The organism is Phenylobacterium sp. (genome assembly GCF_030697925.1).
Classification (GTDB): Bacteria; Pseudomonadota; Alphaproteobacteria; order Caulobacterales; family Caulobacteraceae; genus Phenylobacterium.
The window spans coordinates 1-10,885 of sequence record NZ_JAUYOJ010000207.1 but is presented as its reverse complement, the minus strand read 5'-3'; the positions used below and the strand labels follow the sequence as shown (position 1 = coordinate 10,885).

The following is a 10,885-nucleotide window of genomic DNA, read 5'->3' as shown; positions in this document are numbered from 1 at the left end:
GGTGATCAGGCTCTCGCGGTTGGTGTTGCGCAGCCGCAGCGCCACCAGGAAGGCCAACGTCATGATCGCCGAGACATAGATATAGTAGCCGCTCTCCATGCCCTCTTTCTTGAACCAGAGGGCGGCGTACTCCGCGGTGCCGCCGAAGACGGCGTTGGCCATGGCGTAGGGCAGGGCCACGCCCAGGGCGCGGACATGGGCTGGGAAGAGCTCGGCCTACACCACGGCGCTGACCGAGGTGAAGCCGGACAGGATCACCAGCTGGAAGGTCATCAGGCCGAAGGCGGCCAGCGGCGCCTCGGACCGCGCGATGGCCGACATCACCGGATAGGTGGCCAGCGCCCCGCCGGCGAAGGCGAACGCGATCGTTCGGTTGCGGCCCACCTTGTCGGACATCCAGCCGAACAGGGGCTGGGCGCACATGTAGAGGAACAGCGCCGCGGCGGTTATCGCGGTGGCCGTGTCCTTGGCGAAGCCCGCCGTATTGACCAGGAATTTCTGCATATAGGTCGTGTAGGCATAGAAGGCCAAGGACCCGCCGGCGGTCAGCACGAAGATCATCGCGCTTTCGCGCGGGTAGTTCATGAACAGCAGCATGGTGGTCGACCGCGGCGCGCCCTCGGCCTTGGCGGCGAGGAAGGAGGCGCTCTCGTCGAGCCCCGAGCGGATCCAGAACACCACCACGGCCAGGCCCGCGCCGATCACGAAGGGGATGCGCCAGCCCCAGGCCTCCAGATCGGCCTTGTCCATGAACTGCTGCAGCAGGATCAGCACGGCCAGCGCCACCAGCTGGCCCATGATCAGCGTCACGTACTGGAAGGACGACCAGAAGCCCCGGCGGGCGCGGCCGGCCATCTCCGACATGTAGGTGGCGCTGGCGCCGTACTCCCCGCCCACCGACAGGCCCTGCAGCAGCCGGGCGAGCAGCAGGATCACCGGGGCGGCGGCCCCGATCGCCGCATGGTCGGGGGCGACGGCGATCAATAGCGAGCCGGCGCACATCATCGCCACCGCCAGGGTGAGGGCCGCCTTGCGTCCCGCCCGGTCGGCATAGAGCCCCATCAGCCAGGCGCCCACGGGCCTGGCCAGGAAGCCGACCGCGAAGATGGCGGCGGCCTGCAGGAGTTGGGCGGTCTGATCGCCCTTGGGGAAGAAGTGGGGCGCGAAATAGAGGGCGAAGGACGAATAAGCGAACCAATCGTACCACTCGACCAGGTTGCCCGCCGACCCGCCCAGGATCGCCTTGGCGCGGGCGAGCGGGGTGAGGCCGGGCGTCAGGATGTCCCTCGGCGCCTGGGTGTCGACCCCTGTCTCGCTCGCAGTCATGGAAAGTCTCTCGGTTGATCGAGTGGACCTTAAGTCGACTCGCCGAGGTTTCGCACGGCGGCATCAGCTTTTCGATCGCGACGCAACGCCCCTAGGTTTTTCGTCGCAGCTTGGCCACCTTCACGTTAGTGCAGGTCTGAGGCAAACTTGAGCTTGGCGCTTCACAGGCAGCCAGGCGCGTGAGGTAGGCCCACAGCCTGAAAAATCGCGAACTCAAGCTAGCTCGTAGAGTAACTTCCCTAGCCGCCTTCACGATGCATATGAGAATGCACTAACCGACCGATGGAGTGCACTAGCTGTCCCCGACACAAGTTTGGGGCGGCAGCTGGCACTCCTCGCTTTCGACGCTAGATGCGTCCCATCAGGACCAGGATCAACACGATCACCAGGACCAGGCCGAGACCGCCGGAGGGGACATAGCCCCACGAGCGCGAATGGCCCCAGGTCGGCAAGGCGCCGACCAGCAGCAGGACCAGGACGATGAGCAGGATTGTGCCGAGCGACATGGTGGTTCGTCTCCCAAAAGCCCCGACGAGGTGTCAAGCGGGACGAACGATCCTCCATGGCGAAGGTTCCAAACCTTAACGCTGGGGGTCGAAACCTTAACGACGCGGGTCGGGGACGTCGGCGATGTGGAGCGCGGCCTCGCCCTCCTTGTGGGCGATGGCGTAAAGCAGGCCGATGAAGGCGCCCTTGACGCGCGGCAGCAGAGCCAGGGTCACGATGGCCAGGGGGATCAGGGTGGCCGGAAGCACGTACATGGTCGGCGCCTGCCAGATGATCGAGAAGAACAGCAGCGGCGCCACGATCAGGTGCCCGACGATCAGGATGGTGAAATAGGCGGGGCCGTCGTCAGCCGGGTAGCGCGTCAGGTCGTGGCCGCAGGAATTGCAGCGCGGTTCGACCTTCAGGTAGCTCCAATAGAGCTTGCCGTCCCCACAGTTGGGACAGCGGCCCTTCAGACCCCGGAACATCGGCTTGACGAACATGTTACGCCATTCGCGAAAAATGATGCTTGGCCGTATGCGCCCCATAATTCGACCTGGGAAGCGTCGCGGCTGTCGCAGGGGGAACGGGTTCGCCGCAACGCCAGTTCCCGCCTGGAGTTGAGGCGAGGCGCGGCGAAACGTCCTATCTAATCAGCGACTTATTCCAGGTTGTGGGGCGCCTCCGCGCATCTCGCTGCGCGGTTGCGGAACCCTTCGGCGGGCCCATCTCTTCCTAAGAGGCAGAGGAGCTTCGCCATGAGCCCGGAAGACCCCGACCGCCCGGTCAAGAAGCCTGTGCACGGTCATACAGGCCCGACCACGTCTGCCGAGGACAGCGCGCGCGAGGCGCCGGGCGTCTCACCCGAGGACGCCGCCAGGATCGCCGAGGAGGCGTCCCGCGAGGAGGACGCCTGAGGCGGCTACTTCTTCATGTCGTTGGCGGTGTCGGTCACCGCCCGGCCCGCGGCCTGGGCGTCCTTGCCGACGCCGGCGACGGTGTTGCAGGCGGCGGTCAGCAGGGCCGCGGCCGCCATGGCCAGGATGATCGTCTTGCGCATATGTTTGCTCCCCTCGAAGGCCACAGTTTGATGGCCAAGCTTCCAGGCGGTTTTTAGGCGGCTTCGGGGCTGCGGGGCAACTGGGCGCCCCTAGTCCGCGTCCATCTTCAGGGCGGCGATGAAGGCTTCCTGCGGGATCTCGACCTTGCCGAACTGGCGCATGCGCTTCTTGCCGGCCTTTTGCTTGTCCAGCAGCTTGCGCTTGCGGCTGGCGTCGCCGCCGTAGCATTTGGCCGTCACGTCCTTGCGCAGGGCGCGGACGGTCTCGCGGGCGATGATCCGGCCGCCGATGGCCGCCTGGATCGGGATCTGGAACATGTGCGGACTGATCAGGTCCTTCATCTTCTCGACCATGCCGCGGCCTCTCGCCTCGGCGCGGTCGCGGTGGACCAGCATGGAGAGCGCGTCCACGGGCTCGGCGTTGACCAGGATCGACATCTTCACCAGGTCGCCGGTCCGGTAGCCCTCGATGGCGTAGTCGAAGGAGGCGTAGCCCTTGGAGACGCTCTTCAGCCGGTCGTAGAAGTCGAACACCACCTCGTTGAGCGGCAGGTCGTAGACCACCAGGGCGCGGGTCCCGACATAGGAAAGCTCGCGCTGCTCGCCGCGACGGTCCTGGCAGAGCTTGATCACCGAGCCGAGATATTCGTCCGGCGTCAGGATGGTGGCCTTGATCCAAGGCTCGGCGATGGTGGCGATCTTCACCGGGTCGGGCAGGTCGGCCGGATTGTGCAGCTCGATCTCGGAGCCGTCGATGAGGCCGATCTTGTAGACCACGCTGGGCGCGGTCGCGATCAGGTCGAGGTCGAACTCGCGGCTCAGACGCTCCTGGATGATCTCCAGGTGCAGCAGCCCGAGGAACCCGCAGCGGAAGCCGAAACCCAGCGCGGCGCTGGTCTCCATCTCGTAGGTGAAGGAAGCGTCGTTCAGGCGCAGGCGGCCGATGGCGGCGCGCAGGTCCTCGAAGTCGGCGGCGTCCACTGGGAACAGGCCGCAGAACACCACCGACTGGGCGACGCGGAAGCCGGGCAGGGCCGTGGCCGTCTGGCGCTTCTCGTCGGTGATGGTGTCGCCGACGGCGGCGTCGGCCACCTGCTTGATCTGGGCGGTGATGTAGCCGATCTCGCCGGGGCCGAGCTCGGCCACCTCGGTCTGCTTGGGCTTGAAGACGCCGATGCGGTCCACCTGGTGGGTGACCCCGGCGTTCATCATCCGCACCTTCATGCCGGCCTTCAGCACGCCGTCCAGCACGCGGACCAGCACCACGACGCCGAGATACGGGTCGTACCAGGCGTCGACCAGCAGGGCCTTCAGCGGGGCCTCGCGATCGCCCTTGGGCGGGGGCAGGCGGGTGACCACGGCCTCCAGCACGTCGGCGATGCCCTCGCCGGTCTTGGCCGAGCAGAGGATGGCTTCGGACGCGTCGATGCCGATCACGTCCTCGATCTGCTGGCGGATTCGCTCGGGCTCGGCGGCCGGCAGGTCGATCTTGTTGAGGACCGGGACGATCTCGTGATCGTTGTCGATGGCTTGGTAGACATTGGCGAGCGTCTGGGCCTCGACCCCCTGGCTGGCGTCCACCACCAGGATCGAGCCCTCGCAGGCCGCCAGCGAGCGGCTGACCTCATAGGCGAAGTCGACGTGGCCGGGGGTGTCCATCAGGTTGAGGACATAGGTCTCGCCGTCGCGGGCCTTGTAGTCCAGGCGGACGGTCTGGGCCTTGATGGTGATCCCGCGCTCGCGCTCGATCTCCATATTGTCCAGGACCTGCTCGGTCATCTCACGCTTGGTGAGGCCGCCGGTCTCCTGGATCAGGCGATCGGACAGGGTCGACTTGCCGTGGTCGATGTGGGCCACGATGGAGAAGTTGCGGATGTGGGAGAGGGGCGTCGTCATTGTGGGCGGGCTTTAGCACATTCCGCGTGCGAGGCGAGACCGGCGCGTCTTTCCTCCCCTGCGCAGCGGGGGAGGGGGACCGCCCGAAGGGTGGTGGAGGGGCCGAGACCGGGCGCCGAGCCTGAGGCCGCCCCCTCCACCGCTTCGCGGTCCCCCTCCCCCGTAAACGTGGGAGGAAGAAGCGAGCCGAAAGCCATGGTTAATCCAACGTTAAGCCTGAGCGCCGCATTCATGCCGCTCGGGAATGGGAGGCTGCCCAAGCTCTAGAGGATACCTGCGCCATGGACCGCCGCACGCTCATCGCTTCCAGCATCGCCACACTCGCGAGCGCCGGCTGCGCCACCGCCCAACCGCGCGATCCCGCGGCCGGCGGCCCGCCCAATGGAACGCCCAACTATCCGGCCCAGCCGGCCGAGCCCTATACCCGCGAGGAGCTGGTCACCAAGGCGTCGGACTACCTCGGCGTGGCCGCGGAAGCCGCCGGCGGCGCCATCGAGCGGGTGTTCCAGGACAATGGCCGGCCCACCGCCTATATCGCTGGCGAGGAAGCCGCCGGGGCCATCACGATCGGCGCCCGCTACGGCCGCGGCCTGCTCTACATGAAGGGCAAGGAGCCCGTGGAAGTGTTCTGGCAGGGCCCGTCGGTCGGCTGGGACCTGGGCGGCAACGCCAGCCGGGTCTTCACCCTCTGCTACAATCTCCAGTACCCGGAAGTTATCTTCCAGCGGTTCCCGGGCGTGGAGGGGGCGGCCTATCTGGTCGCCGGCCTGGGCGTGAACTACCTGCGCTCCGACGACGTGACCCTGGCCCCCATCCGCGCGGGCGTCGGCCTGCGGCTGGGCGCCAATGTCGGCTATCTCGGTTTCAGCCGCACCCGGCGGATGCTGCCCTTCTAGCGTTCGTCCAGGCTCGCCCCGACCCGCTGGCTGGCGGTGTCGAACAGGCCGCGCCCGGGCACATGGTTGAGCTCGAGCCGCACGCCGTCGGGATCCTCGAACAGGACCGCGTAGTAGCCCGGCGCCCAGGGTTCGTCCTGCGGCGGGTGAACGATGGTCGCCCCGATCGAAACGAGGAAGACGTGGAGCTCGTCGACGTCGGCGCGTTCCCGCGCCCGCCAGCAGTGGTGGTGCAGGCCCACCCGGTACTGCGCGAACCTCGCGCCGGCATGCTCGGGATCTGGGCGGCGGACGCCGAAGCCCGTGCGGCCGCCGACGCAATAATAGGTGTCGACGCTGTCGGCGACCTCGCGCAGGCCGAGGAAGGGTAGGAGCTGGCGATAGAAGGCGACGGACGCCTCGAAATCGCCCGCAGTGATGAAGGTGTGCGCGACGCCGTTGATCTCCATGCCGAGCAGGAGGCCATGGTGACGTCAGCGGAAGTCAAATGGCGGGACTGGCCCAACCAATGACCGTCATCTTCCGGTCAGCCGATAGGCTGATCCGGGGGACCCAAGCTGAGGTCCAGGATGCGGCGCGCCCGCTTGGGTCCCCCGGATCGCCGTTCCGGCGACCGGAGGATGACGAGCGTTAGGGACTACGCCCGCAGCTTGGCCCCAACCGCCTTCTCCGCCGCGGCGACGACCTTGGCCGAGAGGGCCTCGATCTCCGCGTCGGTGAGGGTCTTCTCGCGGGGCTGGAGGGTGACCTCCACGGCCACCGACTTGGAGCCCTCCGGCACGCCGGGTCCCTGATAGACGTCGAACACCCGCGCGCCCGAGATCAGCGCCTTGTCGACCCCGGCCACGGCGCGGACCAGATCGCCGGCCGCGGCGCTCGCGCCCACCACGAAGGCGAAGTCGCGCGACAGCGGCATCAGCGGCGAGAGCTCCAGGGCCGGCTTGGACTTGGTCGCCTTCTTCTTCGGCTCGGGAATGGCGTCGACGATCAGCTCGAAGCCGTACATGGGTCCGTCGACGTCCAGCGCCTTGAGGATGCGCGGATGCAGTTCGCCGAACTCGACCAGGGTGGACTTGCCCAGCCGCAGGGCGGCCGAGCGGCCGGGATGCCACCAGTCCGACAGCCCGCCCTGGACCACCTGCAGCGAAGCCACGGGGGCGCCCAGGTCGTCGAGCAGGCTGAGAAGGTCGGCCTTGAGCTCGAACAGCGGATCGCTCGCCACCCCATCCCAGCGGCGGGGCGGATGCGGCGCCACCACGGCGGCGACGGCGGTGACCTGATCGGCCGGCTGGTCGCCCCGGTAGAAGGGGCCGATCTCGAACAGGGCCACGTCGGCGAAACCGCGCCGGGCGTTGCGGCCCGCCGCCTCGATCAGGTTGGGCAGGATCGAGGGCCGCATGCAGTCCAAGTCGGCGGCGATCGGATTGGTCACCACCAGTTCGTCGGCCCCGCCGCCGAACAGGCGGGCGGTGTCGCGCTTGCAGAAGCTCCAGGTGACGGCCTCGGCATAGCCCTTGGCGGCCATGGCCCGGCGGCCGGCGCGGATGCGGGCCTGGCGCACGGTCAGCACCCCGCCAGCCGGCTTGGCCATCTCGGGCAGCGGCAGGGCGGGCAGGGCGTCATAACCCTCGATCCGCGCCACCTCCTCGACCAGGTCGGCCTTGCCCTCCACGTCGCGCCGCCAGGACGGCGGCAAGACCAGGTCCCCCTCCTGGTGGAAGCCGAGATCGCGCAGGATGTCGTCGATACGCTTCGGCTGCAGGTCGAGGCCGGAGAGCTGCTTTACATAGGCGCGGTCGAAGGCGATCGGCGCCGGACGGGCCAGGGCCTCGCCCGCCACGACGATCTCCGAGGCCTCGCCGCCGCAGAGTTCCAGGATCAGCCGGGTGGCCAGCTCGATGCCGGGAACCAGGCTCTCGGGGTCCACGCCGCGGGCGAAGCGGTACTGGGCGTCGGAATTGATCCCGGTCGCACGCCCGGTCTGGGCGGTGCGGATCGGGTCGAACCAGGCGGCCTCCAGGAAGACCTCGGTGGTGGCCTCCGAACAGCCGGTGGAGGTTCCGCCCATGATCCCGCCCAGGCCGATCGGGCGCTTACCGTCCGCATCGGCGATGACGCTCATCTCGGGCGTGATGTCGTAGGTCTTGCCGTCCAGCGCGATCAGTTGCTCGTCGCTATGGGCGGTCGGGGTCGGATGGTCGGCGGAGACTTCGCCGCCGGCGCCGCGCCGGCCGAGCCGCGCCTCGACCACGTCGCCGACCATCAGGGCGCGGTCATAGACGTGCAGCGGCCGGGCGCGGTCGTAGGTGATCAGGTTGGTGACATCGACCAGGGCGTTGATGGGGCGCAGGCCGATGGAGATCAGCCGCCGCTGCAGCCAGGCCGGCGACGGCCCGTTCTTGACGCCGTGGATCAGCCGCCCGGCGAACTGTCGGCAGGCGTCCGAGCCATCCAGGCGGATCGTGACCGGGCAGGGGAACTTGCCCGGGACCGGCGCGACGCCGACGTCCTTCAGCACGCCCAGGCCGGCGGCGGCCAGGTCGCGGGCGATGCCGACCACGCCCAGCCAGTCGGGCCGGTTGGGGGTGACCTCGAAGTCGATGACCGCTTCCAGGCCGAGCGCCTGGGCGGCCGGCGTCCCCACGGTCAGGTCATCGGAGAGTTCCAGGATGCCCTCGGCCTCGCTGGCGGTCTCCAGCTCGGCGGCCGAGCAGAGCATGCCGTTGGAGACCACGCCCCGCACGGGACGGGCCTCCAGGGTGACGCCCGAGCCCGGCACATAGGCGCCAAGTGGCGCGTAGATGGTGGTCAGGCCCGCGCGCGCGTTCGAGGCCCCGCAGACGATCTCCTTGCGGCCGTCGACGGTGTCCACCTGGCAGACTCGCAGGCGGTCGGCGTTGGGGTGCTGGACGGCCTCGACGACCTTGGCCACCGAGAAGGCGGCCAGCTTGGCGGCGGGGTCGTTCACGTGCTCGACCTCGAGGCCGGCCATGGTCATGGCCTCGACCACCTCGGCGGCGGTGGCGTTGGTCTCGAGGTGGTCCTTGAGCCAGGAGAGGGTGAATTTCATTGATCGGCTCCTTCGCCGATGATCTCGACCAGGCGGAAGCGCTCGCACCAGAGCATCATGTCGGGTGCGTATGTGCCTTCGCGTGTGAAACAGTCTTCGTGAACTGCGGCCCAGTGAGCGCGCGTGAGGTCACCTTCGCCCTCTTCGGCGGCGAAGGTTGAGTCGACCTCGTCGAAGCGACGCTGGACCAGTTCGGTGGATTCGATGACGGCGCGCGGACGGGCGGCTCCATCGAGCACGACATAGCGCGCGCCGAGTGCGCTGCCCTTTAGGCCTTGAACGGCCGCCCAGCAGGTCGCGGTCTTTTTACCCTCAAGCACGAGAGCGAGAAGCGCGTCGGCCACGGCCGGACTGTCGCCGAAAGCGAAGTGCTCCAGCGACGCATGGGCGGCGGGGATACCCACTAGCTCAGCCCCGTGGCCGGGTTCGGCGCGGCGTAGGGGGAAAAGCCGTAGTGCTCCAGCCAGCGGACGTCGCTGGCGAACATGTCGCGCAGGTCGGGCATGCCGTATTTCAGCACGCCCAGCCGGTCGACGCCGCAGCCGAAGGCGAAGCCCTGCCAGACGTCCGGGTCGAGCCCGACATTGCGCAGCACATTGGGGTGGACCATCCCGCAGCCCAGGATCTCCAGCCAGTCGGAGCCCTGGCCGATCTTCACCTCGCCGCCGGAACGGTCGCACTGCACGTCCATCTCGGCGCTGGGCTCGGTGAACGGGAAGTGGTGCGGGCGGAAGCGGGTCACCACGTCCGGGGTCTCGAAGAACCGGGACAGGAAGGTCTCCAGCGTCCACTTCAGGTGGCCCATGTGGATGGCGCGGTCGATGACCAGGCCCTCGATCTGATGGAACATCGGGGTGTGGGTCTGGTCGCTATCCTTGCGGAACGTCCGGCCCGGCACGATGACGCGGATCGGCGGTTCCTGGCCGTTGGCCACCCAGGACGGGAGTTGCTCGTTGACCCGGTGCATGACGCGCACCTGGACGGGGCTGGTGTGGGTGCGCAGCACCTTGCGCTCGCCCTTGGCGTCCTCGGGCAGGAAGAAGGTGTCGTGCATCTCCCGCGCCGGGTGCTTGGGCGGGAAGTTCAGCGCGGTGAAGTTATTGAAGTCTGTCTCGATGTCCGGCCCCTCGGCCACCGAGAAGCCCATCTCGGCGAAGACGGCGATCATCTCGTCCATCACCTGCATGGTGGGGTGGACGCTGCCCTTGCGGCGCGGCGGGGTGGGCAGGGTGAGGTCGACGCGCTCGGCGGCGAGCTTGGCGTCCAGCTCGGCGGCCTCGAGGCCCGCCTTGCGCGCGGCGATGGCCGACTGCACGCGGTCGCGCAGGCCGTTGATCAGCGGCCCGCGTTCGCGGCGCTCGTCGGGGCTCATGGAGCCCAGCGACTTCAGGAGCTCGGAGATCGAGCCGGACTTGCCAAGCGCTGAGACGCGCACGGCTTCGAGGGTCTGGAGGTCGGACGCGCCGGCGACGGCGGCCGAGAGCTCGGCTTCCAATGGGGTGAGATCGGTCATGACACGGCTGCTTTAGAGGGACGGGCAAGGCGCGGGAAGAGGGCAGCAAAAAGCCCTCCGGCGGATCACGCCGAAGGGCTCTTGAATGCTTGCGGAGCGGTAGCTCCCAAACGACCTCAAGCCAGCGCGGCGTGAACCTTGTCGGCGATGGCCTTGAAGCCGGTCGGGTCGTTGCCCGCGATGTCCGCGAGGACCTTGCGGTCGATTTCGATCCCGGCCAGATCCAGGCCGTGGATAAATCGGGCGTAGGTCAGGCCTTCGATGCGGGCCGCGGCGTTGATCCGCTGGATCCACAGCGAACGGAAGTTGCGCTTGCGGACCTTGCGGTCGCGATAGGCGTACTGGCCGGCCTTGTCGACAGCGGCCTTGGCCGTGCGGATGGTGTTCTTGCGGCGGCCGTAGAAGCCCTTGGCCTGCTCAAGGACCTTCTTGTGTTTGGCGTGGGCGGTGACGCCCCTTTTAACGCGAGCCATCTGTCAGCGCTCCTCTTACAATCCGTAGGGCAGGTAGGATTTGATCGTCTTCGAGTCCGAAGCGCTCATCACCTTGGTGCCGCGATTTTGACGGATGTACTTGGCGCTGTGGCTGATCAGCCGGTGGCGCTTGCCCGCGACGCCGGCCTTGATCTTGCCGGTCGC

General features: G+C 68.0%; 12 protein-coding genes and 1 pseudogene. 2 read left to right on the top strand and 11 right to left on the bottom strand.

Annotation, left to right across the window (positions count from 1 at the left end; all coding sequences use genetic code 11):
* From Q8Q88_RS20225 to Q8Q88_RS20215, 3 genes and pseudogenes are all read right to left on the bottom strand, one after another.
* A pseudogene (locus tag Q8Q88_RS20225) lies at positions 1 to 1,326 on the bottom strand (MFS transporter); the annotation flags it as partial.
* Between the two features lie 347 nt (positions 1,327 to 1,673).
* Positions 1,674 to 1,832: a DUF3309 family protein gene (locus tag Q8Q88_RS20220; RefSeq protein WP_305676988.1), complete on the bottom strand. Its 159-nt coding sequence runs from the start codon at positions 1,830 to 1,832 to the stop codon at positions 1,674 to 1,676.
* A gap of 96 nt (positions 1,833 to 1,928) precedes the next feature.
* On the bottom strand, positions 1,929 to 2,315 hold the full coding sequence (locus Q8Q88_RS20215) for a DUF983 domain-containing protein (protein WP_305676987.1): 387 nt from the start codon (positions 2,313 to 2,315) through the stop codon (positions 1,929 to 1,931).
* 255 nt (positions 2,316 to 2,570) lie between these two features.
* Here Q8Q88_RS20215 and Q8Q88_RS20210 point away from each other — a divergent pair, with 255 nt between their 5' ends.
* The gene (locus tag Q8Q88_RS20210; RefSeq protein ID WP_305676986.1) at positions 2,571 to 2,729 is read left to right on the top strand and encodes a hypothetical protein; all 159 of its coding nucleotides are present in this window, start codon (positions 2,571 to 2,573) and stop codon (positions 2,727 to 2,729) included.
* 5 nt (positions 2,730 to 2,734) lie between these two features.
* Here the strand turns inward: Q8Q88_RS20210 and Q8Q88_RS20205 are convergent, their stop codons facing one another.
* Positions 2,735 to 2,872 (bottom strand): entericidin A/B family lipoprotein, encoded by a 138-nt coding sequence (locus tag Q8Q88_RS20205; protein ID WP_305676985.1) that lies wholly within the window; start codon positions 2,870 to 2,872, stop codon positions 2,735 to 2,737.
* 90 nt (positions 2,873 to 2,962) lie between these two features.
* Positions 2,963 to 4,768 (bottom strand): translation elongation factor 4, encoded by a 1,806-nt coding sequence (gene lepA, locus Q8Q88_RS20200; RefSeq protein ID WP_305676984.1) that lies wholly within the window; start codon positions 4,766 to 4,768, stop codon positions 2,963 to 2,965.
* A 281-nt stretch (positions 4,769 to 5,049) separates the two neighbouring features.
* Here lepA and Q8Q88_RS20195 point away from each other — a divergent pair, with 281 nt between their 5' ends.
* Entirely contained in the window at positions 5,050 to 5,664 is a 615-nt protein-coding gene (locus Q8Q88_RS20195) for a DUF1134 domain-containing protein (RefSeq protein ID WP_305676983.1), read from the top strand.
* Here the strand turns inward: Q8Q88_RS20195 and Q8Q88_RS20190 are convergent.
* The 6 genes from Q8Q88_RS20190 to Q8Q88_RS20165 form a co-directional block, all read right to left on the bottom strand.
* Entirely contained in the window at positions 5,661 to 6,113 is a 453-nt protein-coding gene (locus Q8Q88_RS20190) for a VOC family protein (RefSeq protein WP_305676982.1), read from the bottom strand. The genes Q8Q88_RS20195 and Q8Q88_RS20190 overlap by 4 nt on opposite strands.
* Before the next feature lie 188 nt (positions 6,114 to 6,301).
* Positions 6,302 to 8,734 carry a phenylalanine--tRNA ligase subunit beta gene (gene pheT / locus Q8Q88_RS20185; RefSeq protein WP_305676981.1) on the bottom strand — a complete coding sequence of 811 codons (2,433 nt, stop codon included), beginning with the start codon at positions 8,732 to 8,734 and terminating at the stop codon, positions 6,302 to 6,304.
* Positions 8,731 to 9,138, bottom strand: coding sequence for an ASCH domain-containing protein (locus tag Q8Q88_RS20180; protein WP_305676980.1), 408 nt, complete (start codon positions 9,136 to 9,138; stop codon positions 8,731 to 8,733). Before Q8Q88_RS20180 ends, pheT begins: the two co-directional genes overlap by 4 nt.
* Positions 9,138 to 10,247 carry a phenylalanine--tRNA ligase subunit alpha gene (gene pheS / locus Q8Q88_RS20175; protein WP_305676979.1) on the bottom strand — a complete coding sequence of 370 codons (1,110 nt, stop codon included), beginning with the start codon at positions 10,245 to 10,247 and terminating at the stop codon, positions 9,138 to 9,140. Before pheS ends, Q8Q88_RS20180 begins: the two co-directional genes overlap by 1 nt.
* 116 nt (positions 10,248 to 10,363) lie before the next feature.
* Entirely contained in the window at positions 10,364 to 10,720 is a 357-nt protein-coding gene (gene rplT, locus Q8Q88_RS20170; RefSeq protein ID WP_305676978.1) for a 50S ribosomal protein L20, read from the bottom strand.
* Positions 10,721 to 10,735: 15 nt separating this feature from the next.
* A partial coding sequence (locus tag Q8Q88_RS20165) for a 50S ribosomal protein L35 (protein WP_305676989.1) occupies positions 10,736 to 10,885 on the bottom strand: 150 nt, incomplete at its 5' end.